The sequence below is a fragment of the Deinococcota bacterium genome (assembly GCA_030858465.1).
In the GTDB taxonomy this organism is placed as follows: domain Bacteria; phylum Deinococcota; class Deinococci; order Deinococcales; family Trueperaceae; genus JALZLY01.
Genome location: JALZLY010000005.1, coordinates 1 through 24,652, shown reverse-complemented (window position 1 = coordinate 24,652; position 24,652 = coordinate 1). Strand labels below are relative to the sequence as shown.

At 65.7% G+C, this 24,652-nt stretch carries 22 protein-coding genes and 1 tRNA gene; 11 read left to right on the top strand and 12 right to left on the bottom strand.

From position 1 onward, the window contains the following. Positions 1–136 precede the first annotated feature (136 nt). On the bottom strand, positions 137–1,072 hold the full coding sequence (gene era / locus M3498_00410; GenBank protein ID MDQ3457756.1) for a GTPase Era: 936 nt from the start codon (positions 1,070–1,072) through the stop codon (positions 137–139). Between the two features lie 116 nt (positions 1,073–1,188). Between era and M3498_00405 the strand changes: the two genes are divergently transcribed. Then, a complete protein-coding gene (locus tag M3498_00405) occupies positions 1,189–1,953 on the top strand; it encodes an NAD(P)-dependent oxidoreductase (protein ID MDQ3457755.1) in 765 nt (254 codons plus the stop codon). Next, positions 1,941–2,489, top strand: coding sequence for a dTDP-4-dehydrorhamnose 3,5-epimerase family protein (locus M3498_00400; GenBank protein MDQ3457754.1), 549 nt, complete (start codon positions 1,941–1,943; stop codon positions 2,487–2,489). The genes M3498_00405 and M3498_00400 overlap by 13 nt, the downstream gene beginning before the upstream one ends. 92 nt (positions 2,490–2,581) lie before the next feature. Here the strand turns inward: M3498_00400 and M3498_00395 are convergent. The 4 genes from M3498_00395 to M3498_00380 all read right to left on the bottom strand — a co-directional run bounded on the left by M3498_00395 (position 2,582) and on the right by M3498_00380 (position 8,663). Continuing rightward, positions 2,582–2,658, bottom strand: a tRNA-Met gene (locus M3498_00395). 110 nt (positions 2,659–2,768) lie between these two features. Then, entirely contained in the window at positions 2,769–4,112 is a 1,344-nt protein-coding gene (locus tag M3498_00390) for a S41 family peptidase (GenBank protein MDQ3457753.1), read from the bottom strand. Positions 4,113–4,339: 227 nt separating this feature from the next. Further along, complete coding sequence (locus M3498_00385) at positions 4,340–6,538, bottom strand: collagen-like protein (protein ID MDQ3457752.1); 2,199 nt, start codon at positions 6,536–6,538, stop codon at positions 4,340–4,342. Between the two features lie 379 nt (positions 6,539–6,917). Continuing rightward, positions 6,918–8,663, bottom strand: a complete 1,746-nt coding sequence (locus M3498_00380) for a collagen-like protein (GenBank protein MDQ3457751.1) — start codon at positions 8,661–8,663, stop codon at positions 6,918–6,920. A 480-nt stretch (positions 8,664–9,143) separates the two neighbouring features. Here M3498_00380 and M3498_00375 point away from each other — a divergent pair, with 480 nt between their 5' ends. Then, positions 9,144–11,318 (top strand): DUF4397 domain-containing protein, encoded by a 2,175-nt coding sequence (locus M3498_00375; protein ID MDQ3457750.1) that lies wholly within the window; start codon positions 9,144–9,146, stop codon positions 11,316–11,318. Between the two features lie 144 nt (positions 11,319–11,462). Here M3498_00375 and M3498_00370 read toward each other — a convergent pair whose 3' ends face one another. Beyond that, positions 11,463–12,179, bottom strand: coding sequence for an endonuclease III (locus M3498_00370; protein ID MDQ3457749.1), 717 nt, complete (start codon positions 12,177–12,179; stop codon positions 11,463–11,465). 150 nt (positions 12,180–12,329) lie between these two features. Here M3498_00370 and M3498_00365 point away from each other — a divergent pair, with 150 nt between their 5' ends. Then, the gene (locus tag M3498_00365) at positions 12,330–12,845 is read left to right on the top strand and encodes a hypothetical protein (GenBank protein MDQ3457748.1); all 516 of its coding nucleotides are present in this window, start codon (positions 12,330–12,332) and stop codon (positions 12,843–12,845) included. Positions 12,846–12,851: 6 nt separating this feature from the next. Here M3498_00365 and M3498_00360 read toward each other — a convergent pair whose 3' ends face one another. Further along, entirely contained in the window at positions 12,852–13,070 is a 219-nt protein-coding gene (locus M3498_00360) for a hypothetical protein (protein MDQ3457747.1), read from the bottom strand. Between the two features lie 97 nt (positions 13,071–13,167). Continuing rightward, positions 13,168–14,526: an aminoglycoside phosphotransferase family protein gene (locus tag M3498_00355; protein MDQ3457746.1), complete on the bottom strand. Its 1,359-nt coding sequence runs from the start codon at positions 14,524–14,526 to the stop codon at positions 13,168–13,170. Positions 14,527–14,687: 161 nt separating this feature from the next. On the opposite strand from M3498_00355, the gene hisA reads away from it, so the two are divergent. Genes hisA through M3498_00340 form a run of 3 tightly spaced genes read left to right on the top strand, consistent with a single transcriptional unit; the run spans position 14,688 to position 16,598 of the window. Beyond that, positions 14,688–15,389 carry a 1-(5-phosphoribosyl)-5-[(5-phosphoribosylamino)methylideneamino]imidazole-4-carboxamide isomerase gene (gene hisA / locus M3498_00350; GenBank protein ID MDQ3457745.1) on the top strand — a complete coding sequence of 234 codons (702 nt, stop codon included), beginning with the start codon at positions 14,688–14,690 and terminating at the stop codon, positions 15,387–15,389. A gap of 10 nt (positions 15,390–15,399) precedes the next feature. Further along, on the top strand, positions 15,400–16,212 hold the full coding sequence (gene mutM / locus M3498_00345) for a bifunctional DNA-formamidopyrimidine glycosylase/DNA-(apurinic or apyrimidinic site) lyase (protein MDQ3457744.1): 813 nt from the start codon (positions 15,400–15,402) through the stop codon (positions 16,210–16,212). After that, positions 16,209–16,598 carry an acyl-CoA thioesterase gene (locus tag M3498_00340; protein ID MDQ3457743.1) on the top strand — a complete coding sequence of 130 codons (390 nt, stop codon included), beginning with the start codon at positions 16,209–16,211 and terminating at the stop codon, positions 16,596–16,598. The genes mutM and M3498_00340 overlap by 4 nt, the downstream gene beginning before the upstream one ends. 108 nt (positions 16,599–16,706) lie before the next feature. Here M3498_00340 and M3498_00335 read toward each other — a convergent pair whose 3' ends face one another. Together M3498_00335 and M3498_00330 are read right to left on the bottom strand one after the other, a co-directional pair. Continuing rightward, positions 16,707–18,530: an ABC transporter ATP-binding protein/permease gene (locus tag M3498_00335; protein ID MDQ3457742.1), complete on the bottom strand. Its 1,824-nt coding sequence runs from the start codon at positions 18,528–18,530 to the stop codon at positions 16,707–16,709. Beyond that, complete coding sequence (locus M3498_00330) at positions 18,530–20,350, bottom strand: ABC transporter ATP-binding protein/permease (protein ID MDQ3457741.1); 1,821 nt, start codon at positions 20,348–20,350, stop codon at positions 18,530–18,532. Before M3498_00330 ends, M3498_00335 begins: the two co-directional genes overlap by 1 nt. Positions 20,351–20,484: 134 nt before the next feature. On the opposite strand from M3498_00330, the gene M3498_00325 reads away from it, so the two are divergent. Beyond that, the gene (locus M3498_00325) at positions 20,485–21,066 is read left to right on the top strand and encodes a Uma2 family endonuclease (protein ID MDQ3457740.1); all 582 of its coding nucleotides are present in this window, start codon (positions 20,485–20,487) and stop codon (positions 21,064–21,066) included. Positions 21,067–21,083: 17 nt separating this feature from the next. Here the strand turns inward: M3498_00325 and M3498_00320 are convergent, their stop codons facing one another. Beyond that, positions 21,084–21,665 carry a 5-formyltetrahydrofolate cyclo-ligase gene (locus M3498_00320; GenBank protein MDQ3457739.1) on the bottom strand — a complete coding sequence of 194 codons (582 nt, stop codon included), beginning with the start codon at positions 21,663–21,665 and terminating at the stop codon, positions 21,084–21,086. Positions 21,666–21,766: 101 nt separating this feature from the next. Between M3498_00320 and M3498_00315 the strand changes: the two genes are divergently transcribed. From M3498_00315 to M3498_00305, 3 genes are read left to right on the top strand one after another with little or no spacing between them, the layout of a single operon-like run. Then, positions 21,767–22,030, top strand: coding sequence for a hypothetical protein (locus M3498_00315; GenBank protein MDQ3457738.1), 264 nt, complete (start codon positions 21,767–21,769; stop codon positions 22,028–22,030). Between the two features lie 17 nt (positions 22,031–22,047). Continuing rightward, entirely contained in the window at positions 22,048–23,760 is a 1,713-nt protein-coding gene (locus M3498_00310) for an SAM-dependent methyltransferase (protein ID MDQ3457737.1), read from the top strand. A 60-nt stretch (positions 23,761–23,820) separates the two neighbouring features. Then, positions 23,821–24,240, top strand: a complete 420-nt coding sequence (locus tag M3498_00305; protein ID MDQ3457736.1) for an OsmC family protein — start codon at positions 23,821–23,823, stop codon at positions 24,238–24,240. Positions 24,241–24,302: 62 nt separating this feature from the next. Here M3498_00305 and M3498_00300 read toward each other — a convergent pair. Then, the coding region (locus tag M3498_00300) for a hypothetical protein (protein MDQ3457735.1) at positions 24,303–24,652 on the bottom strand (350 nt) is incomplete at its 5' end.

Sequence of the window (24,652 nt, the reverse complement as noted above, 5' to 3'; positions counted from 1 at the left end):
TGTAGTACCCGCACTAGCGGGGGCCTAGTGGCCCTACACTGTAGTACCCGCACTAGCGGGGGCCTAGTGGCCCTACACTGTAGTACCCGCACTAGCGGGGGCCTAGTGGCCCTACACTCAGAGACATCCGGCGCCCTCAGCTCTCGTAGCCGAGTTCGCGCAGCGACTCGCTGTCCTCGCGCCAGTTGGGGCGCACCACCACCTCGAGGTCTAAGAACACCCGCGCGGATAAGAAGACCTCGAGCTGCTTTCTGGCCGTCCTGCCGATCTCCCTGATCATGCTGCCGCCCTTGCCGAGCACCATGCCGCGGTGGTTCATGCGCCCCACCCAGATCTCCGCTTGGATGTAGATGGGCTCCTCACTCGTCTCGTCGCGCTCGCGCGGGTCGTCCCAGCTGAGGACCTGCACAGCCACGCTGTAGGGCAGTTCCTGGCGCAGGTGGATCATGGCGCTCTCGCGGATCAGCTCGGCGGCCCAGACCTCGCGCGGCTGATCGCTGCGGATGTTGGTGGGGAAGAAGAAGGGGCTCTCGGGCAGGAGCACCAGCAGCTCGTCGCGCAGCTCATAGACGCGCTTGGGGTCGTTCAGCGCGCTCAGGCTGCGCACCTCTCTTACGTCCGGCGAGAGCTCCTGATAGAGCCGCAGGGCCTCGTCCGGGTACTTGGCGGCGTCCAGCTTGTTGCCGATGAGGTAGATGGGCACCTGTTCGCCGAGCCCCTGGAGGAGCCGGGCCACCGCCTTGTCCTCGTCGCCGGGCGGCTTGCGCAGGTCCACCACCCAGAGGATGGCGCTGACGTCCACGATCGCATCTCTGACCTCGCGGTTCATAAAGGAGCCGAGGGCGTCCTTGGCCTGGTGCAGGCCCGGCGTGTCCACGAAGACGAGCTGCCGCGAATCCTCGGTATAGATGCCGCGCACGCCGCGCCGGGTGGTCTGCGGCTTGGGAGTAATGGGCGCCACCTTGACGCCCAAGAGGGTGTTGAGCAGCGTCGACTTGCCGACGTTGGGCTTGCCGAGGATGGCGATAAAGCCGGAGTAGGTGGTCTCTGAGGGATCAGACGGTTCGAGCATAGCTGGTCCTTTCGCCCCATCTTAACGCGCCGTGCGGGTCGCTCTGGCGTCTCCCGACCCGTGAGGGCGAGATATGATAGGACGAGGTATGATAAGACAATGTCGCTGTGGTTGAGATGAGCGAACCCACCCCCCCAGCCCGCGTGCTTCTGACGGGGGGCAGCGGCCGTCTCGGGACCGAGTTGCGTGGGCTGCTGCCGGACCTGATCGCTCCGCCCAGGGCCGAGATGGACCTGACGGAGCCGCTCTCCTTGCGCCGCGCCTTGGCGACCTACCAGCCGGCGCTCATCGTCCACGCGGCGGCCTATACCGACGTCGCGGGTGCCGAAGTGGACCGGGCGGGCTGCTGGCGCGTCAACGTGGACGGCAGTCGCCAGCTCGTGGCGGCGGCGCTGGCCTCTGGCCTGCCCCTCGTCCACATCTCGACCGACTACGTCTTTTACGGCGACCGCGGCCACTATCAGGAGGACGACCCGCCCGGCCCGGTGCGCAACTACTACGCGCTCACCAAGCTCGTCGCCGAGTCGCTGGTGCGCCTCCTGCCCCGGCACCTGGTTATCCGCACCAGTTTTCGCCCGCGCGCCTGGCCCTATCCGGTGGCTTACGGCGACCTCTACACCTCGCAGGACTACGTGGACGTGATCGCGCCGGAGATCGCCTTGGCGGTAGCGCGCTTCTGGGCGATTGCGGCCAGGGGCTACAGCACCCTGCACATCGCCACCGAGCGCAAGTCGGTCTGGGAGCTGGCTAGGCGGCGCAGCAACAGCGTCGCGCGCGGCAGCCGCTTAGATGCCGAGAAGAATGCCGGGGTCGCCCTGCCCGAGGATGTCTCGCTCGACACCGCGCGCTGGCAAGGGCTCAAGGGGGAATGGAAGCCGTGAAGATCAAGCTTTCGGCGAGCGCCCAAGAGGCGCTGAGCTTCCAGAGCTACGGGGCCGCGCCGGCCATCGGGGGCGTCTTGTACAAGCCCCTCAAGAAGCACCGTGCACTCGGCGGCTGGTTCATGGAGGGGCTGCGGCTCTCGAGCGGCGAGGTCGAGGGTCTGGGGACCCCCTTTGCCCTGCGCCAGCTCTCGCTGTCCAAAGCCGTCCCTCACCGCATCAACGCCTTTCACGTCCATCCCAAGGAGATACAAGACGAGATCTGGGTGGTGGTCGACGGGCGGCTGCTGGTGTGGCTCGCGGACCTCCGCGAGGGCTCGGCGAGCCTGGGAACGCGGCGCGCTTACCTCTTAGACGGCGAGGAGCCGGCGCTCCTCTATATCCCCGCGGGCGTCGCCCACGGCTACCGGGCGGGCGCGGAGGGAGCGCTGCTCATCTACGCCATGAACGCGCAGTTCGACCCCGCCGACCCCAACGAGGGTCGCCTGCCCTGGGACCACTTCGGCGCGGCCCTGTGGGAGGACGAGCGCGGCTAGCACCGTCCCGGCGACGGATGTAGCTCATGCAAAAGGGAACCCCCGGCTTGGCCGGGGGTTCCCTCTTGCACATGGTGTTTGGTTGCAGTGGTTGGTTGCGGGGACAGGATTTGAACCTGTGACCTTCGGGTTATGAGCCCGACGAGCTACCGGACTGCTCCACCCCGCGTCGAAGCGCAAGAGTCAGTGTATCGCCCCTCACCGGGCCATGTCAAGTTCGGGTGGACAGCGACGCAACTCCGGATCGGGCTTTCTCTGCACGCCCTCTTTGCGCTCGAGCTAAAAAAACTTGCCCGGCGTGAAGGGCAGCTCGCGCAGGAGGCGCTGGGCCTCCGCTACGGGCGCGTCGAAGCCGCGGGCCAGTTCGCTCAGGGTCTCGGTGGCGTAGACGTCGGGGCTGAGCCCGTCGTCGAAGCTCGCCCCCGTGGCCGACTGAAGGTTGGCGACGGCGACTAAGACCGTGCTGCCGTCGGGCAGGTCAAAGCCGCGGACGGCCTCGACGTTGCCGCTGGTGGCCTCGCCGACCACCTTGGCCCGGCCCGCCGCCTGCAAGATGAGCGGGGCGAGTTCGCCGGCGCTGGAGTTCCGGTAGTCCGCGAGCACCACCAGCGGGCCACCCCAGTGCTCGGGAGCGGTCTCGAGCGCCAGCCTCGAAAAGACCAGGCCGTCTTCGGTCTCGAGCCAGCTCTGGGCTTTGCCCTCCACCACGCTGTAGTTCGCGCGCCAGGCGAGCGCGCCCCTGCTCAGCGCTTGCGCCCAGGGGCCTTCGATAAAGGAGCCGAGGAACAGGCCGAGTTCGCTCAGGCGCCCGCCCAGGTTGCCGCGCATGTCGAGCACCAGGGCCGTTGCGCCCTGCGCCTTGAGATCGCTCAGGAGTGCATGCGCGCGCGCGGCGACACCGCTGTGGTTGAAGCTCGGCAGGTAGAGATAGCCGGTGCCGGCGTCGAGCATGTCGGCCTGAGGCATCTCGCTCAAGGCCGCCAGAGCGATCTCGGCGGGCTCGAGGCTCAGCTCGTGCAGTTCGGCCCCGCGGCGCACCGTCAGCTCGACCTTGCCCGCGCGGATGGCGCTGTCCAAGAGAGCCGCGGGACTCCGGCTGCTCACGGCGTCCCCAAGCCCCCGCTCGTTGATGCGCGCGATCACGTCGCCGCGCCGCAGGCCGCCCGCGGCCGCGGGCGTATCGGGAAAGACGCGCAAGACGACCATGCCCGTGCCGCTCAGGAAGTCGTGCTGAAAGCCCAGGCCCAAGGTCCTGGTCGCCGCCATGCTCTCGTCGCCCCCGTCGCTGCTGAGGCCGAGCCAGCTCGAGTGGTCGTCCGCGACGGCGCTCACCATCTTGCGCGCCACCAGCTCGAAGTCGTGGCGGCTGCTACCCGCCAGCGCCTCCTCGCGAAACGCCGCTGCCCAGGCGTCCCAGTCGAGATGGTCTTCGTTCCAGTAGAACTCCTTGAATACGTCCACGAGCGCGTCGAAAACGAGCGTCCGGCCCTCGAGGCTGGTCAGCAGGTCGCGGCCGGAGCCCACCCCGCTCAGGAGCAGCAAGGCCAGCGCGACCTTGAGGGCGGCTGGGACAAAAGGTCCTCCAAGACCCCCTGCCCGCATCTTCGCATGAAGCAGCTTCATGCGTCAGTTTAAGGCTGGTTTGGGGGAGGCAACGTCAAGCCGGTCACCCGGCCGCAGTGAAGCGTGGCTGGAGCACGGTAGCTGGCAAACGGTAACTGGTACGACAAAAGAACATGACAAAAGAACATGACAAAAGAACATGACAAAAGAACATGACAAAAGAACATGACAAAAGAAAAAGAAGAGGCGGCGCCTAGCGCCGCCTCTTCTTGTCTAGCTGAGGTTTCTTACTGGCTCTCGAGCGCCTCGAGGCGGCTGAGGAGTTGGTTTACCTGGTTTTGCAGGTCGGCGACCTGCTGCTCCAAGGCTTCTGGATCGGCTTGGGCCTCGAGCGTGCTCAGGCGGTTTTCCACCTCGGTGTTGCGCCGCGCTACCGACGCCTGGTAGGCACTGTCGAGCACCGAGCCGGTGCCCTCGAAGCTGCGGAGGAAGACCAGCCTCAGGTTTTCGGTCTGTTCCGGCGTCAGGTTGGTGACCGCGCCGGTCAAAAGGGCGTTCATGAGCTGAAGCTGTTCGTCCGTCAGCCCCTCGCCGGGAGGGCCTTGAGGGCCCACGGGACCGATGGGTCCGCGCTGGCCGTCCTCTCCCTGAGGGCCGATGGGCCCTCTGGAGCCTGTCGGCCCTTGTGGGCCCGGCGCGCCCTCGGCTCCTTGAGGACCCTGCGGACCGGCGGGACCGGTTTCGCCGACGGCTCCCTGAGGACCAACGGGTCCAGGGTCGCCCCTAGGGCCTTGTTGGCCTGGCGGTCCCACGTCTCCTCTGGGTCCTTGCTGGCCGGCGGGCCCGGGTGGGCCTAGCGGGCCCTGAGGCCCCTCGGGACCCATCGGCCCCACGTCGCCCCTGGCTCCTTGCTGCCCGGCGGGTCCGGGCGGGCCTGGCGGTCCTTGGGGGCCTACAGGACCGAGGTCACCCTCGGGTCCCTGGGGTCCGACCGGTCCAGCCTCTCCCAGCGGTCCGGGCGGGCCCTGCGGGCCTTCGACGCCAGGCGGGCCCTGCGGGCCAGGGTCTCCCCGTCCCGGCGGTCCGGGCGGGCCCTGCGGGCCTTCAGGTCCAACTGGTCCTTCCGGGCCAGGTTCGCCCTGCCCGGGCGGTCCTTCGGGTCCGGGCGGGCCTTCGGGTCCAACTGGTCCTTCCGGACCAGGTTCGCCTTGCGGACCGGGTTCGCCCTGTCCGGGCGGTCCTTCCGGGCCAGGTTCGCCCTGCGGCCCCTGCGGGCCTATAGGCCCGCGCTCGCCCGCCGGTCCAAGTTCGCCCTGCGGTCCCTCGGGACCGATAGGCCCAGGTTCGCCCTGCGGTCCCTCGGGACCGATAGGCCCAGGCTCGCCCTGCGGGCCGGTTTCGCCTTGAGGTCCCTCCGCTCCTTGAGGCCCCTCCGGCCCCTCGGAACCCTCCGGCCCCTCGGGACCAGGTTCGCCTTGAGGTCCGGTTTCGCCTTGGGGTCCTTCGGGCCCTTGCGCTCCTTCCGGTCCGGGTTCACCCTCGGGACCTTGTGGCCCGATGGGCCCCCGCTCGCCCTGTTGACCCTCTGGCCCTTCCGGTCCCTCCGGCCCCTCGGGACCAGGCTCGCCCTGCGGTCCGGTTTCGCCTTGGGGGCCGGTTTCGCCTTGGGGTCCTTCGGGCCCCTCAGGTCCCTCCGCTCCCTCGGGCCCCACCGGACCGGGAAGACCACGAGGACCCTCCGGCCCCTCGGAACCCTCCGGCCCCTCGGGCCCAGACTCGCCCTGCGGGCCGGTTTCGCCTTGCGGTCCTTCGGGCCCTTCCGCTCCTTCCGGTCCGGGTTCACCCTCGGGACCTTGTGGCCCGATGGGCCCCCGCTCGCCCTGCGGTCCGGTTTCGCCCTGTGGTCCCGGCGGTCCTTCCGGTCCCTCGGGACCCTGGGGTCCGGGAGGCCCTTCTGGTCCGGGAGGTCCCTCGGGGCCAGGCGGTCCCTGCGAACCGGGTGGCCCGACGGGAACCTGCACCGTTACCGTAGGCAGGTCCTCCCTGGCGACGATGCCGGCAACAGCGGCTTGGGGCTGGGTGGGAACGATGGCGCCAGGGCCGCAGCTAAGATTGACGGTGATGGTCTGCACGGCTGCTTCGACCTGTGGCTCGGTGATAGTAAGGGTCAGGTCGGCTGAGAGCGAGGTCGGTTCGGCCGGACAGGTCGTCTCGAGCTCGATGACGTCGCGGTCGTCGGCGCCGGCGGCGCCCAAGATGCCCGAGAAGGAGATGATCTCGAGCCAGTCGGCGTCCTCTTCTGCTTCGATGGTGTACTCGAGTGGAGTATCGCCGACGTTGTTGAGGGTCAGGGCGTAAATGGTGGATTGGCCGGTCGGCGTGACCACGTTGACTTCCGCCGGCACCGACTCCTGTCCCGAGACCTCGACGGCCGTCGTTTCCTCGGTTTGGGCGTAGGCAAGCGCAAAAAGAAGCCACGAGAGCATCAGGGCTGCTGCTAAAGATAATCGCCTCGGAGCGGGGGGAGGATGATTGGATTTAGGATCTTGCGACGGTGGCTTCATGGAACCCCTTCCTTATGCGAACGTAACCGGAGATGACGTGATGAGGCTCGAGGAGTTTCTCATCTGTTTTAGCTATTCTATCTACTTCCATCTAACAGTAGCTGCAACCCCCTCTCTCGAATTTTCCATATCTCGCATTGTACTGCTTTCGCTTGGGCACTGCCTCCGCTTGGGTCTCGGCTTAACCTGAGTCCTGCCTTCATCCTCGCTGTCATCCTCGCTGTGGGGAGCCGGGTAACCCAAAAGAGGCGGCCGACCTGCGCCGCCTCTTTTGGGTTTCGGGTCAGCGTCTTCTCAACGCTCAGTCCTCTTGTGTCTCGGGGATGGAGACCGTAGCGGTTTCTCCGGCTTCTATCTCCACCTCCTGCTCCTCGAGCTCGGGCGCGTCGGCAGTGACGGTGTAGCTGCCTGGCACCAGACCTCCGAGCGTTTGTTGCTCTACCGCCACGAACGATTCGCTGTAGCCATCGGGTCCGGTCACGGTGATTTCGACCTCGTCCTCGATGGTGAACTCGGTGGTGATGACCAGCCTGCCCGGAGCCTGAGCCGGCTCTTCATCGGCCGGTGCGGCGCCTACCGGTTCGGCAGGTTCGACCTCTTCCTCATCTACCGCTTCGGCGTCTTCGGCGCCTACCGGTTCGACGGGCGCGATCTCTTCCTCTTCAGCGGGTCCGACCGGTTCGACCTCTTCCTCGTCTACCGCTTCGGCGTCTTCGGCATCTTCGGGTTCGACGGGTTCGACCTCTTCCGCTTCGGCAGGTTCGACCTCTTGCTCGTCAATGGCTGCAAGGCGCCTCTCGAGCTCCTCCATCCGTTGTTCCAAAGCCTGGAACTGTTCTTCCGTGATGCCAGGACCGGCCGGTCCCTGAGGACCCATGGGACCCTCTTCGCCTTGTGGTCCCATCGGTCCGATGGCGCCACGCTCACCCTGCGGACCTTGTGGGCCTTCGGGACCGGGTTCGCCGGCTGGCCCCTGGGGGCCAGTAGGACCCTCTTCGCCTTGCGGTCCCATCGGGCCTTCGGGACCGGGTTCACCCTGCGAGCCTTGGGGACCCGTAGGACCCTCTTCGCCGGGAGGTCCCTGGGGACCCATGGGGCCCTCTTCGCCTTGGGGACCCATCGGTCCGTCGGAACCGGTAGCTCCTTCGGGTCCTTGCGGACCGATGGGTCCGCGTTCACCTTCCGGGCCTTCCGGACCGGTGGGGCCAGGTTCACCCTGCGGACCTTCCGGACCTTCGGGTCCGGGCGGGCCGGTTTCGCCCTGCGGCCCTTCGGGGCCTTCAGGACCGGGAGGACCTTCAGGACCTTCCGGGCCGGTGGCGCCGGTTTCGCCCTGCTGACCCTCTGGACCTTCCGGACCGGGAGGACCTTCCGGGCCTTCGGGACCCACCGGGCCGGTTTCGCCCTGCTGACCCTCGGGCCCTTCGGGGCCTTCGGGTCCAGGCGGGCCCTCTGGGCCTTCGGGACCGGGTGGGCCGGTCTCGCCCTGGGGCCCTTCGGGACCGGGAGGACCTTCAGGACCTTCCGGGCCTTCCGGACCGGGCGGACCTTCAGGACCTTCGGGGCCGGGCGGGCCGGGCGGTCCTATGGGAACCTCTACCAGGGCAGCCGGGCGGCAGGTGAGGTTGACCGTGACCGTATGCACCGCTTCTTCGACCTCCGGATCGGTGATCCTGATCGTGAGGTCGGTCGACAACGAAGCCTCTTCGGCCGGGCAGGTCGTCTCGAACTCGATGACGTCGCGGTCGTCGGCACCGGCGGCGTCCAAGACGCCTGAGAAGGAGATGATCTCGAGCCAGTCGGCGTCCTCTTCTACTTCGACGGTGTACTCGAGCGGGGTGTCGCCGGTATTGCTGACAGCGAGCGCGTGAATGGTCGACCGGCCGATGATGGACGCAAGATTGACTTCCGCGGACACGGCTTCTTGGCCCGACAGCTCGACGGCCAGCTCCTCCTCTTGCTGCACGGCTCCTTCTTGCTGCTGCGCGAGCCCTCCTAGAGGCGTAGCCAAGAGCAGGAGGAGCGCGGCGGCACCTAACCTTCTCAAGGCCGGGAAGGAAAAGCTGAAGTTGGAATGACTTGAGGGTGGACTCATGAGATTCCCTTCCTTTCCTGAGTTGTGCTAGGATGAGATTCAAAAATTTCTCATCTTGCTTCCGATGTTAGCGGCAACTACCGCTTGGGAATCTTCTCTGTATTGCAGTTCTGTAATCGCGGTTCTGTATTGCGGTTCTGTGTTGCGGTTGCCGGTCTGAGCCGTGGCGGCGCAAGCTGGTGGAAGATCGTCCTGTAGGTAACCCGCTGCTCATCGCCTGGGGTCGGCACTCGAGCCGTCAGCTCTCACCGGCCGGCGGCGAAAGAAAGCCACAAGAACGTCTTTTGGGTCCCCGACGTTTGGTCCGACATTTGCTCCGGGTATTTGTGTATCCTAAGCATGTGTATCCTAAGCAACGGTAAGCCAGACAAATTTCTATGGGTGCCGGCTTGCATAGTCTTAAGATGATTTCACGATAGGAGGAATGCATAGATGAAAAAGGTACCATTAGCCTTACTCGTTCTCACACTTGCCTTTTGCGCCGCCCTAGCCTCCGCACAACAAGGCCAGCAAGAGGTAACTCCCGGTGAGCAAGCAGCCATTCGCATCGCCCATCTGTCGCCCGACGCCGCCGATATCGACGTCTCGATCAACGGCGCGAGCGCCTTTCAAGGGGTCGGCTACCGCGACGTCAGCGCCTACCAGGTGATTCCCTCCGGTTCGGTAGAGGTGAGCATCACCGCCGGTGGCGCCCAGGAGCCGCTGATCAGCGCCTCGCTCGAGGTCGAAGCGGGCGTCTACTACACCATTGCCGCGCTCGGTCCCGAAGAAACTCTCGAGGCGCGCGTCTACCGCGACAACCTGCGCGCCTTTCCCCCCTCCAACGGCGCCAGCATCCGCGTTCTTCACGCCGCCCAGGCGGCAGGTGCCGTCGACGTGGCCGTGCGGGATGGCGATGTCCTCGTCGAAAACCTCGACTTCGGCCAGGTGAGCGAATACTTCTTCGTGCCGGCGGGTAGCTACGACATCGACGTTCGCGAGGCGGGCACGGAGACGGTCGCCTTTGGCATGGACAACCTCGAGGTGAGGCCCGGCTACGTCTATACCCACTTCGTCATCGGTGGCCCCGAAGGCGAGGCCCAGGTGACGCAGGAGGACCAGGTCCAAGAGACTGAGCAAGAACCCGGTGAAGGCGTAACCGGCGGTGAAGGCGTGACCGGCGGTGAGGGCGTGACCGGCGGTGAGGGCGTGACCGGCGGTGAGGGTGTAACCGGCGGTGAAGGCGCCACCGATGCCGACCAGGAACCCGCCGACAGCGAAGAGACTCCCGAAGAAGAACCCGAAGAGGAAGAGGAACAACCGACCGGGCAGGACAATAGCTGGCTGGTACAGACTGGTGCGCCGGTAATGCTGCATATCAGCCAGCAAACAGCGCAGCAGACTGGGCAGCTACAGACCGCGCCGCAAGCCGCTGAGCAGCAAGAGGGTCAGGGCGCCCTGACCGTCAACGTCGACTTTGCCGGCGAAGACCGGCTGCAACTCGATGTCTTTGGTCCCGGCGACTATCACGAAACCTTTCTGGCCGAGCCGCAGCAGACCATCGGCAATCTCGAGCCCGGCAGCTACATGGTAATGGTCAACGTGCCGGGTTGGACTGAAGAGCAAGAAGAAGAGACGCGCAGCAGCGAGCAGGTCGAGGTGATGGCCGGCGAGACCGCGACCGTCACCGTCGCCCCACAGCCCCAGGCCGAGCAGGCGCAAGCCACCCAGCAGACGACCACACAGCAGCCGGCCGCACAGCAAGCAACGGCCGACCAGCCGCAGGATGCGGAGCAGGGCAACCTCACCATCAACGTAGACCCTATGGACGCCGACCAGATCGAACTCCTCGTGAGCGGCCCCGACGACTACAGCGAAACCCTGACGGTTGATGCGGGCGAAGAGGAGCAGACGCTCGAGGGCTTACAACCGGGTACCTACACCGTCACCATCGTCGAGCCGAGATTCGAAGGGCAAGACGTAGAGTTGCAGACGGAAGTAGAGGTAATGGCCGGCGAGACTGCCACCGTGACCGTTCCGGTGCAGTTGGAAGACGAGGAGCCGGTCGCTGCCGAAGAGCCCACCGAAGAAGAGCCCACCGAAGAAGAGCCTGCCGAGGAGGATCCTGCCGCGACCGAGCTTGAACCCGGCGAGGGCAGCCTCGAGATCCTGATCGAGCAAGCGGGCGTCACGGTCGAGGTCACCGGTCCCGACGGCTACACCCGCAGCGTCACCCAGTCGCAGACGCTGATCGACCTCACGCCGGGCACCTATATCGTTACGGCAACGGGCGAGGACTACGAAGCCAGAATGCAGGAGGTTGAGGTCACGGGCGAAGAGACGGCCACCGTGGTGTTCGACGCGGAGACGCCGGTCGAGGAGCCGGCGGTAGCAGAGGAAGAGCCTGCCGAAGTCGATCCCGCCGAGGAAGAAGAGCCCGAGCCGGACGTGGAAGACCCGGATGTGGACGATCCTGACGCAGAGGAACCCGAGCCGGCAGAGGAACCCGAACCGGCCGTTGCCGAAGAGCCTGCGCCGGGAGCGTTCGAGGTCATTATCGCGGTCGACGCCAGAATGATCGGCACGGCTGAGGACGAGGACCAGGACCAGAACCAAGACCAGAACTAGCCCTTCTTGTTCCTATAAGGCCCTCTTTGGAGGGCCTTTGCTATGGCGGCAAATCTTGTGAGGGTAAAGGGCGGGGCCATGTCGCGCTGCCTGACCGGGATACCGCAGTGAGGGTGTCGCCCTTGGTCAGGGTCAAGGGTCGGGTCAAGCTTTGCCGTTGGGAGGTGCCGGAGCCTCAGCCCGGTTTTCCTGATACCAGTCGCAGAGGTCGGTGAGCAGGCACTTGCCGCAGCGCGGCGTGCCCCAGACGCAGATCTTCTGGCCGTGCCTCAGCGTGGCGATGTGAAAGTTGTAGAGGACATGGGGGTCACCGGGTAAGAGGGCCAGGAGCGGCCCGTGCGCCGTGGTCGAGTTGAGCTTGGGGCCGATCAGCCCCAGGCGCTGGCTGACCCGGTGGACGTGGCTGTCGACGGGCAGGACGGCCTTTGAAAAACAGAAGAGGAGCACCAGCGAGGCCGTCTTGATGCCGACGCCCGGCAGGGCCATGAGCCAGCGAAGCCCCTCCTCGGCGGGCAGGTCCGCCAGAAAGTCGATCTCGGCCTCGCCGCGCTCGGAGAGGATCCGCGCCAGCGCCCTTTTGATGTTGGGCGCCTTGACCTCGGCGAAGTTGGCGGGGGCGATGGCCTCGGCGAGTTCGGCGACGGGCGCGTCGCGGATGGCCTCCCAGGAATCGAAGCGCTCCCACATTCGCTCAAAGGCCAGTTCTTCGTTGCGCTGCGTGGTGCGGTGGGAGAGCATGGTCGAGACGAGCTCGTGCATGGGCTCGCGGCGCGGCTCGAGCGCTCGTTCACCGTGCATCTCGAGCAGGCACCTGTAGACCTCCAAGGCCTTTTTCCTGAGGGTGTCGTCGGTCTCTGTCATGGCGCCTTTTGTGATCAAACATTGTAAGCATAGGGCTTTCGGCGGTAGTGAAAAAGGCGGCGCCCTACAGGCGGATCTTGGCGGCGCTCGCGCGGGATGTCGTTATATAGTCGCTACAGTGATAAAGAATAGTGATGGAGGAGATTCGGCATGATCGATAGGCTCATTTCGCGCAAGCTCGAGGCCGAAGAGAAGACCCTGGGCGCGTCTTTGGACTACCTGCGTCACCTTGCCCGGGTATCGAAGCGGGCCTTTTTCAAGTTCGCGCTGTTTACGCCCTTGGCGGCGCACCGCCGGGTGCTCCCCGCGTCGGCCTGTTGCGTGGCGCGCATCGTGGCGAGCCGGGACGAGGACTGCGGCACCTGCTTGCAGATCGAGGTCAACATGGCGCGCAAGCAGGGGGTTCCGGCTGCCGTCATCCGGGCGGTGCTGGACGCAAGGGTGGACGCGCTCAGCCCAGAACTCGCTGACGTCTACCGCTTTGCGGACGCGGTGGTCGGGGCTACGGGTGGGGAAGACTCGCTGCGGCCGCGTCTCGTGGCGCGCTTTGGGGAAGAGGGGCTGGTGGAACTGGCCCTGGCGATAGCGAGCAGCCGTGTCTTTCCCGTCACCAAGCGGGCCCTCGGCTACGCCACGAGTTGCGCCCGGGTCGAGATCGAGCTGTGAAAGGGCTCACCGTTCGTTGCCCCTCTTGAAATTTCCCGTCGCCTTGGCCATCACGAGCTGCGCCTCGCCGTCGCTAAGGCCGGCGACCTTGGCCAGGAACTTTTTGGCCCCGCTACCCGTGAGCACCGTCACCGTCCGGCCGTGCCAGGCGATAAATACCTTGCCGTCCTTGCCGACCCGGTAGGAGAACACCGCCTCGCTCAAGCGGTTTTCCTTGTCCGCCAAGGCTCAGAGGCCCGCGCTCGAGTGGTGCCCCCGCCTGAAGAGCCGGAAGCGGTCACCGGGCAGAGCCGCGCCGTGAGCAGATGACCCGAGAGCCCTGTCACTTGCTCACCTTCCCCAGCAGGGTCCTGAGCAGATAGGCGGTGGTTCCCCCAAGCTCCCAACGCGCCCCTTCCTCCTGGCTCTCACGGATGTTTTTGTAAGAGATCGCGTGGTGGAGGAGCGCCAGCATGATGGCAAGGTCGTAGGCTTGGCGGAGGCGTGGCATGGGCTCAAAAGCCGTCCAAGGCTCGAGATAAGCCGCCAGCATCTCCTCCCAACGTTCAGGTCCGATGCTGGCGGCATCATCAAAATAGACGAAGGACATGAGGTCAAAAAAAGGGTGCGCGATCGCGCCGTCCGTCCAGTCGAAGAAGACGATCCTGTCCCCACTCAGCGCCACGTTGTTGAAGTTCAAGTCGCCGTGGACAAGGGTCTGCGGGATGCCGTAACCATTCAGGTCTTGAATCATCGCATTGAGTTTGGGCTCCAAGGCATGAAGCCGTTGCCGTTCTTCCTCGCTCAAGCTGCCAAGCTCTTCCGCGTCATGGAGCAGGGAGGGGAGTTGCGCACTCAGGGTGTCCAGACGCCGGTCCGTGCAGCCCGCCCCCAAAAGTGCGCCGACGTGCCTAGTCGCTGCGACCTGCATGTGGCTGAAACGCGTCAGGGCGTCTTGCCAGTAGACCACACCGGCCTCTCGCAGCGTCTTGCCGCCGAAGTCCTCCAAGAGCATCCAGCTCCGCTCAGGCTTGACGGCCAGTGGGACGGGAATGTTCCCGGGGTAGAGACCGGCCAAAGCTTGCGTAATCCCTCCCTCGTTGGCAAAAAGGGGCGGAACGGCCTTGAAATAGACATCGCCCGCTGAAGTTCGCTGGCGCCAGAGCGAGGTGATACTCCACTGCTTGATCTGCTCGAGGGAACTTGTGGGCCACCTGCCGAGATGGCCTAGCTCGTCATGGATCCAGGCTTTGGCCTCTTCCAGCCAGCCACGACTCGCCCACGGCGGACGCGGGGCCAAGGCGGCACGGGGGTCGGCGTCTTCGCTGAGGCAGCGTTGCAGAAGTTCTCTGTGTTCGGGTGCAGCCAGGACCAGCTCGCGCAGGTCCGCAAGGCCGATCCACCGTTCACCCTCCGCGAGAGGCCTGCTGAAGCCGTGAGGCTCGAGGATGAAGACAGCCGCGACGCTCTCCTGGTCCTCCTTAAAGTCCGCGCAGCGCAAGACGGTCGCGGCGATACCGAAGCGTTCTTGCGCGGCCTGGTTGACCTGGGCAACCTGGTTGACGAAGGTGTCTTTGGGTTCAAAGCTGGGCAGCGACCATGTCCTGTCCTCTTGCAGCATGAGAACGCGCGCCTCCGTGGGATGCAAGATCGCGCAGTGGAAGGTGTGGAGCGGTGCGGTGGGGGTGGTTGTTTGACTCATGGCCGGGCTCCAGCGGTCCAGACGTTCCCAGTCAGGCCCTGTAGCTCAGGCCCTGTAGCGGTGCATCCATTATATCCGCCAGGGCTCTGGCTCGTGACCTGGTTCCGCGGGTATGGGGCGGTGAAGGTGTCCCAGTTATACTCTTAAGTTATACTCTGGGCGTGTTCGAAGTGATTCCCTGCGTGGATATCCAAGGGGGCCGGGCCGTCAGGCTCTTTGAAGGCGACCCCGACCAGGAGACGGTCTATTTCGAGCGGCCGCTTGCCGCCGCGCGCCACTGGGCCGCGGGCGGCTGCCGCTGGCTGCACCTCGTGGACCTGGACGCGGCGACGGGCCGGGGCGACAATCGCCATATCATCGCCGAGATCGCCCACGACGTCTCCTGCAAGCTCGAGGTCGGCGGCGGCGTCCGCGACCTCGCGGCGGCCCGGCGCTGGCTCGAGTGCGTAGACCGGGTGGTCATCGGCACGGCCGCCGTGGGCGAGCCGCACATGGTGGACGCGCTGCTCGCGGACTTTGGCCCCGAGCGCATCATCGTCTCGATCGACGCCAAGGACGGCCGGGTCGCCGTCAGGGGCTGGGCGGAGCTGAGCGAGGTCGCCGCGACGGACCTCGCCCGGCGCGTGGCCGGGCAGGGCGTGAGGCAGGTGATCTACACCGACATCTCCCGGGACGGCACCCTCAGAGGCGTCGATCCGGAGCCCGTCAGGGGGATGCGTGCGGCCTTTCCCCACCTGCTCCTCGCCGGCGGCGGGGTGGCGAGTGACGCCGACTTGGACTTGTACGAGAGCTTGGGCCTCGAGGGCGCCATCGTCGGCAAGGCGCTCTACGAGGGGAGGATACGCTATCCCCGAACTGCCTGAGGTCGAGACGGTGCGGCGCGAGCTCGAGCCCTGGCTGAGCGGGCGCAAGATCGTCTCGGCCAGCCTGGAGGACGCCCCGCCCGGCCCCAAGTACGCGGGGCTCGAGCGGGCGGGCGGTCAGCGCATCCTCTCGGTAGGCCGCCGTGGCAAGTTCCTGATCCTGCCGCTAGACGGCGGGGATGAACTCATCATCCATCTGGGCATGACGGGCGTCCTCACCGCCACCAGGCCCGAGCGGCACCTGCGGGTCAGCCTGGCGCTCGACGAGGGTGAGGACCCCGCGCTCTACTTTCAGGACGCGCGCCGCTTCGGCCGCTTTGTCGTCGTCTCCGCGGGCGACTATGCTACCTTGCCGACGCTGCAGGCGATGGGGCCGGAACCGCTCGGCGACGGGTTCACGGCAGGGCGGTTTTACGCGGCGCTGCAAGCCTCGTCGGTGGCGCTCAAGAGCTATCTCCTCAGCCAGCGTCCGGTCTCGGGCGTGGGCAACATCTACGCCGACGAGGCGCTGTGGCGGAGCCGGCTCCACCCGCTCACGCCCGCTAACAGGGTGCCGAGGCGAAAGGTTCCCGCGCTCATGGCGGCGATCCGCGAGGTCTTGGAGGCCAGCATTGCAGCGCAGGGCACCACCTTGAACGACTACCGCACGGTGAACGGCGAGGTGGGCGCCTACAGCAGCGAGCTCAGGGCCTACGGCAAGGGGGGCGAGCCCTGCCCGCGCTGCGGCGACGCCGTCGAAAAGATCGTCTTGGCCGGGCGCGGGACGCACTACTGCCCGCGCTGCCAGCGCCTGCCGGGCCGGAGACCGACGAGACCATCATGAGCGATTTTCGCACCGACATCCAGGTCCGCTTTGCCGACACCGACGCCCTGGGGCACCTCAACAACACCGCCTACGCCCTCTACGTCGAGCAGGCCAGGCTCGAGTTCTTCCGGCAGTTCGGCGCCACCACGAGAGGGCTCATCCTCGCCCAGCTCGCCCTCGACTTTCGCCGCCAGGCGAGGTTCGGCGACGAGGTCCACGTTCTCACCCGCGTCGGCAAGGTCGGCCGGACCAGCGTCCAGCTCGTACAGGACGTCTACGCGGAGGGCGAGCTGGCCGCCGAGACGCGCTCGGTGGTGGTGGTCTTCGACTACCAAACGAACAAGCCCGCGCCAATAGGCGACGAGACCAGGTGCCGTTTGGAGGCCTACCTCATCCCCGCCTGATCTGCTTTTGACGGGCTACCACAGCCTCTTACCACAGCCTCTTACCACAGCCTCTTCTCTCGGCTCGCCGCCGCAGGCAGGCCCGGCGCCTCCTCAGGCCGGGGCAGGTCAGGCCGGGGTTCGCTCCGGGTCGTAGTCCGGCGACTGGTGGCGGAAGTAGGTGTTGTAAAGCTCGGCGTAGTGCCCGCCCCGTCTCAAGAGCGCCTCGTGGCTGCCCTCTTCGATAACTTTGCCCTGGCGCAGCACGATGATGCGGTCGGCGGACCTTATCGTCGAGAGGCGGTGGGCGATGACGATGGCGGTGCGGCCCTTTAAGACGACCTCGAGCCCCTCTTGGATCTGCGCTTCGGTGAGGGGGTCGACGCTGGCGGTCGCCTCGTCGAGGATGAGGATGCTCGGGTCTTGCAGCAGCACCCTCGCCAAGGCCACGAGCTGGCGCTGGCCCATCGAGATGCCCTTGCCTCCTTCGCCCACGTCGGTGTCGAGCCCCTGCGGCAGGGCCTCGCGCCAGTCGCCGCCGCCGATGCTCGCGGCCACGGCGATGACGTCTTCGTCCGCCGCCTCGGGCTTGCCGTAGCGGATGTTGTCGCGCACGCTGCCGCCAAAGAGAAAGGGCGTCTGCTGGACGATGCCCAGATGGCGGCGGTAGCTCTGCAGGTCAAAGCTGCGGATGTCCTGCCCGTCGATGAGCAGCTTGCCCCCCTGAAACTCGTAAAAGCGTGCCACCAGCTTGCCCAGACTCGACTTGCCCGCCCCCGTGTGGCCTACCAGCGCCACCGTCTCGCCCGCCTCGATGACCATGTCAAAGCCCCGCAGCACCTCCTCTTGGAGGGTGTAGCGAAAGTCCACGCCCCTAAATTCGATCCGGCCCGAGACCTCCTGTACCGGCCTATCGTCCTCTTGAACCACCCGGGGCTCGGCGTCGACGAGCGAGAAAACCCGCTCGCTGGCCGAGAGGCCGAGCTGAAACTGGCTCCAGAACGAGGCGATGCTGGTTAAGGGAAACCAGAAGAGGTTGATGCTCTGGACAAAGAGAAACCACTGCCCTGGGGTCACGGCGTCATTAAGGACGCTCCGCCCTCCGAAGTAGACGATAAGGGCGGTGCCGACCCCGGCGATGGTGCCGAGGATGGGGAAGATCGCGCTGAAGACGAGGCCCTGGCGCAAGTTCAAGGCGTACGACTGGGCGTTGACCCGGCTGAACTCGTCGTAGATGGTCCCCTCCTGCCGGAAGGCCTTGGCGACCGAGATGCCGGTGATGGACTCTTGCACGTTGGCGTTCACCTGGGCGATGACGCGCCGGGCCTGCTGCGTGGTGATGCGGGCGATGTGGCGGAATGCCAGCGCCGCCGCCACGATAAAGGGGGCGACGGCGAGCGCGATGAGCGCCAAGCGGGCGTTGATGAAAAAGAGAATCCCGACGATGATGAGAACCTGAAGCACCTGACTCATCAGGTTCAAGGTCAAGGTGACCACGGTGGCGAAGTCTTGGGTGTCCGAGGTCACGCGGCTGACGATCTTGCCGGTGGGAAACTCGTCGTAAAAGGACATGTCTCGAGCCAGCGCGGCATCAAAGGCGTCCTTGCGAAGGTTGAGGACCACGTTGCCGACCGCCCTGGCGGTGTACCACTGGCGGAAGAAGTTAAAGGTCCAAGACAGGACCCCCGCCAGGAAGATGGCGACGATTAAAGGGCCCGTTCTGCGCCACAATTCCCCCCCAAGATTGCCGGCTCCGGCCAGACTGTCGATGCCCCCGGCGATCAAGACCGGCAGGGCCGCGTCCATCACCGAGGTCAAAAAGATCATCGCGGCCACGAAGACCATGACCAGCCGGAAGGGGCGGAAGTAGCGCAGGATGCGGCGCAGCAGTTGCCCGTCGGTGTAGCTGCGGTCGTACGCCTCCGCCGCGATGCCGTCCATGATAAAACCCATCAGTCGTACCTCGCAAAGATGCGCCCGTAGAGGCCGCAGCGCTCGAGCAGTTCCTCGTGCTTGCCCTGGTCGATGGGCTCACCTTGGTGCAGCACCAAAATCTTGTCCGCCCGGCGGATTTGCGACAGGCGGTGCGTGATCATCAGCGTGGTGCGGCCCTCGAGCACCCTGTTGATGGCCCTTTGGATGGCGTCCTCGGTGGCGCTGTCGATGGCGCTCGTCGAGTCGTCCAAGATGAGGATGCGCGGGTCGGTGAGGAGCGCGCGGGCGATGGCGAGGCGCTGGCGCTGCCCGCCCGAGAGCGTCACGCCCCGCTCGCCGATCACGGTGTCGTAGCCGTCGGCGAAGCCGCGGATGAAGTCGTGGGCCTGAGCCGCTTTGGCGGCGCTTTCGATGGCCTCAGGGGTCGCCTTTTGACCCAAACCAAAAGCGATGTTGTCGGCGATCGAGCGGGAGAACAAGAAGACGTCTTGTTCGATCACGGAGATCTGCGAGCGCAAGGACTCGAGGTTCCAGTCGCGCACATCGACCCCGTCGATGAGGATGCGCCCCTCGCTGACGTCGTAGGCACGGTTTACGAGCTTGGTCAGGGTGCTCTTGCCCGAGCCCGTCTGGCCGACGATGGCGACGGTTTGTCCCGGCTCGGTCCGAAAGGAGAGGCCGCGCAAGGCCATCTTGCCAGCACCACGCAAAGGGGCACCACGTAAAGGGGCGCCGCCGAAGCCGAAGCTGACCCCGTCGAAGACGATCTCGCCGCGGATGGGGGCGGCGTAGCCCGCCGGGTTTTCGTCGAGCTCGGTCTCCTCGCGGATGAGCTCGAGGATGCGCTCGGCCCCGGCCAGCCCGAGCTGGACCAGCGAAAAGGTGAAGATCGAGATAAAGGCCGGAAACTGCAAGATGCCCATGAGCCCCATGTAGGCGACGAGCTGCCCGGTGGAAATCTCGCCGCGCGCGAGCAGAACGAGGCCGTGGGCAAAGGCGCCGGTCAGCGCGAAGCCGAGCAGGAGAAGCGGCAGGTAGCGCGCTTGGATGTGGCCCTGTTTGATGAAGTAGTCGCGGTAGAGGCCGGCGTCGCGGACGAACTTGCGCTTCTCCTGCGCCTCTTGCACGACCGACTTGACCACCTCGATGCCGGTCACGGTCTCGTTGAGGCCGGCGTTCATCACCCCGAACTGGCGGCGCATGGCGGTGGACACGGGGCTCAACTGCCGCATGTAGTGGCGCAACGCGAAGACGAAGGCGACGACGAAAAGCACCGGCGCGAGGAGCAGCTCGAGGCGGATGGTGGCGATAAACACGAGCGGCACGACCAGCCCGATGAGCGATTCGGTGATGAGCGCGACGCCTGGGTTCATCATGGGGTTGAGCTGGCGCACGTCGTTGCTGGCTCTCGCCATGATGTCGCCGACCCGCTGGCGGTTATGAAAGGTCTGGCTCTTGCCCAAGAGGCTGAGATAGAGCTCGTCGCGCGCGTCGCGCTCCAAGCGTTGCCCCAAGGTTTCGACGGAAAAGCTGTTCACGAGGTCGACGACGCCGCGAAGGAGGACGATGCCCAAAATGATGGCCGCGATGACAAAGAGCCGCTGGGCGCTGGCGCCGGCTTGGAGTACCTCGTCGAAAGCCAAGCCCGTCAGGCGCGGCACCGCCGAGAAGAGGACGCTGGTGAGCAGCGAGGCCGCAAGAAAGGCCGCCAGGAGCAGCTTGTAGCGCAAAAGGTGCGAGAGAACCCAGCGCAGCGGGCTCGAGTGATCATAGCTGTGGGCGTCCGCGACGCTGAACTCACGCTTGGCTTCACTCGAGGAAACAGACTTGACGGCCAAAGAAGCCTCCCAACGAACGCCCGATCGGTTCATCATACTCGACCGTCGTTGCCTGTTGCCACCCCTCCGACTGGCGCCACATGGCAGCAGCGGACGCTCACCACGGCTGATCGACAGCCACGTATAATGCGCCCATGACACTGGCCAAGCCGACGCAGGACCTGCCCGAGGTGGCGCTCCGCCGCTTCACCTACCGCGAAATGCTCGAGATGGCGCGCGCGGGCATCCTGGCTGAGGATGAGCGCGTTGAACTCTTGCACGGGAGCATCATTGCCATGACGCCTATCAACCCGCCGCACGCTTGGGCAGTGAGTGAGTTGCACAATCACCTCTTGCTAAACCTGAGTGAGAGGGCGGTGGTGGTCAGTCAAAACCCGCTACGGCTCTCTGCAAACCTGGACGACGACAAATTACCCTTGCCGGATGTGATGGTGCTGGCAAGGCGGGATTACACCGATCACCCTCAACCCGAGGACGTCTACCTGCTCGTCGAGGTGGCAGATACGACGCTTCGGAAAGACCGCTCGATCAAACTCCCCCTCTACGCGAGCGCCGGCGTCGTTGAGTTCTGGATTGCCAATCTGGTCGACAAGCGCATCGAGGTCTACACCGATCCTCAGGGAGCGGACTACCTCACCCGGCGCTCCTACGGCCTCACCGAGCCCTTCGCGCCGCAGCGCTTTCCCGACAAGGCGCAGGCGTGGCTGACCGAGTAGATACTGAAGCTGCTGTCTTAAGAAGGCGCCGCTTTGCGGACGCCTGCCTCGGTGAGCAGGTGCGTCACCGGCACGTCGTGGTCGCTCGCGGGCAACGCCGGCACCACCAGCGCCTCTGCCGTGACGCCCACGAGGAGGGCGTCACGGCGCAACCGGGGCAGAAAGCGGTCGTAGAAGCCCAGGCCGTAGCCCAGGCGCTGGCCCGAGGTGTCGAAGAGCAGGCCCGGCACGAGCGCGAGGTCGATGAGCTGTGGGTCGACCTCCGCTGTGGCGGCGGGTTGCAGGAAGCCCAGCGGGTGGCGCTCGAGTCCCCTGTCCAGTCCACCGTCCAGGGGATGGATGCTGAGGCGGCGCTCTCGCTGGTGGCTGCGGGTGGCGTAGGGGCTTTTGCCACGGGTGTCCAGACCGCTCAGGTCGAGTTCGGAGCCAAAGGCGAGGTAGAGGAGCACGTGCCGGGCGCGGCGGTAGTCGGGCCAGCGCTCGAGCCGCGCCGCGAGCTTAGCGCTCAAGGCCACGAGCTCGAGCTCTTCGCGTCGCCTCTTCGCCCAGTCGCGCCAGACATGTTTGGAGGCACCCGCCTCCGGTCTCACCAGGGTCACGCCCTAGCTTATGCCGGAGCGCGGCCTTGGGGCCACTTGTTAATCGGGCCACCTGTTGGACTGATTGTTAAACTGGTTGGACTGATTGTTAAACTGGCGCTATGGACGCTCCAACCCTGAGCCGCGATTACCTCGAGCGCCAGCTCATCCGTGTCAAGCGGGTCACGACCCTCTCCTACCTCTTCACGCTCCTGGCCTTTCCGCTGCTCGCCTACGGCATGGCCAGGGGCCGCTTCGGCGTCGTCTTGGCGGGGGTGGCCTGGCTCGCCATCAGCCTCTTGCAGCGCTACCGGGCGGCGCGGGTGAGGAGCCGCATCGAGGAGCGCCTGCGCGACCTGGACGAGCCGGCCCCTAGCAGCTCCTAGTACGGTAGACTCCAGCGATGAGCTCCCCCCCGAGCGGATCCCGCGCCAAAGCGTTCGGCGCCTTCTACACCGACCCCCTTATCGCCCGTTTCCTGGTCTGGTGGGCCTTGCGGACGGGGCGGGAGACGATCATCGACCCGAGCTTTGGCGGCGGGGTGTTTCTCGAGGAAGCCGCTAAGCGCATCCAGCTCATGGGTGGTGAGATAAACGATCAGGTCTATGGCGTGGAACTCGACGCGGACGTCCATTCGAGGGTTTCCGCGGAGCTTCGTGAGGCCTTGGGGGTCAGTCCCAAGAACCTCATCCTGGCTGATTTCTTCGAGGTAGCGCCCTCGAGGTTGGGGCCCTTTGACGCCGTAGTCGGCAACCCTCCCTTCATCCGCTACCAGAGCTTCAGCGGCGCTAGCCGGGAGCAGGCCTTGCGGCGGGCCCTGGACCAGAACGTCGAGCTGAGCAAGCTGGCCAGTTCATGGGCGGCCTTTTTGGTTCATGCCGTCGCCCTGCTCAAACCCGGTGGACGCCTGGCGATGGTCCTTCCCGTGGAGCTGGGTCACGCCGCCTACGCCCGTCCCCTCGTCGATTTCCTGCAAAGGTCGTTTGGCACGGTCACGCTGCTGACCTTCGAGAAGCGGCTCTTTGTTGAGCTGAGCCAGGACACGCTCTTGCTCCTCGCCGAGGCTAGGGGTGAGCCCTTTGGGGGCTTGCTGTGGCAGGATTTGACGGATGGGGAAGACCTGGCCGTCATTCAAAAGGACGGACGGCTGCCGCTGGCGGGAACTCGTTCGATCGACCTTCCGGCTCTGGCTACGGGTAAGGACAAGCTCGCCTTGCACTTTATTTCCGAGAGGGCCGCGGACCTCTACCAGGAACTGGCCTCGAGCCCCTCGGTCAAGCGATTGGGCGACCTCGCTGAAGCAGGCATAGGTTACGTCACGGGTGCCAATCCCTTTTTTCACCTGAGCCCCGCAGGGGCCAAGGAACGCGATCTCTCAGGAGCCCTCCTCAAGAGGGCGGTGTTCAGGGGAAGGGCGCTGACCGGCCTGAGCTTCGACTTAAAAGACTGGCAGAGGGCAGCGGCGAGGGGAGACGCCGGTTATCTCTTTGCGGTGGAGGCCGAAGAGGCGCTTACGGAGGCGGCGCTGGCCTACATACGCGCCGGTGAAGAGGAGGGCGTCCCAGGGTCCTACAAGTGCCGCACGCGCTCTCCCTGGTACCGGGTGCCGCACGTCTACCTGCCCGACGCCTTCCTGACCTACATGAGCGGCTTGCGGCCCCGCCTCGTCGCCAACGAGGCGGGAGCGGTCGCCCCGAACACCCTTCATGTCGTCCGCCTTCGTCCCCATGCCGCACTGAGCGGCAGGGTCCTGAGCGGCAAGGCGCTGAGCGCGCTGTGGCAGACCTCGCTCACCTGCTTGAGCGCCGAACTCGAGGGCCACGCGCTGGGGGGCGGGATGCTCAAGCTCGAGCCGAGCGAAGCCAGGAGGGTCATGGTGCCTTTTCCTGCTGCCAACGGTGAGCTGGTTGGGTTAGCCGAAGACTGGGACGCAATAGTGAGGCGTGACGGCGAGGACAAAGCGAGGAGGCACGCCAACGAGGTCATCCTCGAGGGCGTGCTGGGGCTGAGCAAAGGGGAATGCCGGCTACTCCGTGACGCCGCCGAGGGGCTGCGCTCGCGGAGATACCGCCGGGGCGGAAGGTCAGGCTCTGTGGCTCGCCCTAGCCGTGTTTAGCCGGTCTCGCGTCCGTCCCTCTCACGATTTTGTAGAATGCGCCAAGAGAAGGAGTCAGCGATGGCGAACGTCAAACACAGCACCGTCCACCACCTCGTCGGCAAGCGTTTTGTCGGCATCACCCCGGAGGGCCAGCGGGTGATGATCGACGGCGAAGCCCACGCTCAGACGGGCATGCGCCCGATGGAACTGCTCTTAAACGCCGTAGGCGCCTGCGCGGCCTACGACATCGTCGAGATGCTCGCCAAAAGGCGGCTTGCGGTCAGGGCTTACCGCATCGAACTGGAAGGCACCAGGGCCGAGGGCACTCCGGCCTACTACACGCACGTTCACGCCCGGCACCACTTCGACGTGCCGGGCTTGGACCAAAAGACCGCCGAGCGCTTCGTGGACCTGGGCATGAACAAGTACTGCTCGGTGGCGGCCAGCCTCAAGGCGGAGATAAGCTTTGAGGTGGTGCTCGAGCACGACGCGGTCTAGCAGGCACAAGGGACGCCCGTACCTCGGCGGGTACAGGCGTCGGCTAGGTCGAGGCGAAAGCGCTAGTCTTGGGCGTTCGCGGGTGCCTGGCGGGTCAGGTAGTCGAGAAAGGTGTAGTCCTGGTCGCTGGCGCTCGAGTGGCAGTCGATGCACATGCTCTGGGCTTCCTCGGCGCTCAGCCAGCCGCCCTCGAAGCCGCGCATCGCCATAGCCATGTCGTCCATGTCGGCATTGTCATCGCCGTTATCGCCGTTGTCGGGGTGCTCTTCGTCCATACCCGCGCGTCCCCACATACCCCACTCCCAGTCGCCGTGATCGGGGTTGGCGCCTTCGCTCTTGCGCATGACGGTGAGGACGCTGACCATCAGCGTCTCGGGGTCGGTGCTCTCCTTGACGAAAAGGCTGCCTTCGG

Bases quoted from the DNA above. Each gene is read 5' to 3' on its own strand.
- M3498_00325 (MDQ3457740.1), top strand. From the start codon at position 20,485: ATGACACTGGCCAAGCCGACGCAGGACCTGCCCGAGGTGGCGCTCCGC.
- M3498_00405 (MDQ3457755.1), top strand. From the start codon at position 1,189: ATGAGCGAACCCACCCCCCCAGCCCGCGTGCTTCTGACGGGGGGCAGC.
- M3498_00340 (MDQ3457743.1), top strand. From the start codon at position 16,209: ATGAGCGATTTTCGCACCGACATCCAGGTCCGCTTTGCCGACACCGAC.
- M3498_00310 (MDQ3457737.1), top strand. From the start codon at position 22,048: ATGAGCTCCCCCCCGAGCGGATCCCGCGCCAAAGCGTTCGGCGCCTTC.
- M3498_00390 (MDQ3457753.1), bottom strand. From the start codon at position 4,112: ATGAAGCTGCTTCATGCGAAGATGCGGGCAGGGGGTCTTGGAGGACCT.
- M3498_00365 (MDQ3457748.1), top strand. From the start codon at position 12,330: ATGATCGATAGGCTCATTTCGCGCAAGCTCGAGGCCGAAGAGAAGACC.
- era (MDQ3457756.1), bottom strand. From the start codon at position 1,072: ATGCTCGAACCGTCTGATCCCTCAGAGACCACCTACTCCGGCTTTATC.
- M3498_00375 (MDQ3457750.1), top strand. From the start codon at position 9,144: ATGAAAAAGGTACCATTAGCCTTACTCGTTCTCACACTTGCCTTTTGC.
- M3498_00315 (MDQ3457738.1), top strand. From the start codon at position 21,767: ATGGACGCTCCAACCCTGAGCCGCGATTACCTCGAGCGCCAGCTCATC.
- M3498_00305 (MDQ3457736.1), top strand. From the start codon at position 23,821: ATGGCGAACGTCAAACACAGCACCGTCCACCACCTCGTCGGCAAGCGT.
- M3498_00355 (MDQ3457746.1), bottom strand. From the start codon at position 14,526: ATGAGTCAAACAACCACCCCCACCGCACCGCTCCACACCTTCCACTGC.
- M3498_00335 (MDQ3457742.1), bottom strand. From the start codon at position 18,530: ATGGGTTTTATCATGGACGGCATCGCGGCGGAGGCGTACGACCGCAGC.
- M3498_00370 (MDQ3457749.1), bottom strand. From the start codon at position 12,179: ATGACAGAGACCGACGACACCCTCAGGAAAAAGGCCTTGGAGGTCTAC.
- M3498_00400 (MDQ3457754.1), top strand. From the start codon at position 1,941: ATGGAAGCCGTGAAGATCAAGCTTTCGGCGAGCGCCCAAGAGGCGCTG.
- M3498_00385 (MDQ3457752.1), bottom strand. From the start codon at position 6,538: ATGCTCTCGTGGCTTCTTTTTGCGCTTGCCTACGCCCAAACCGAGGAA.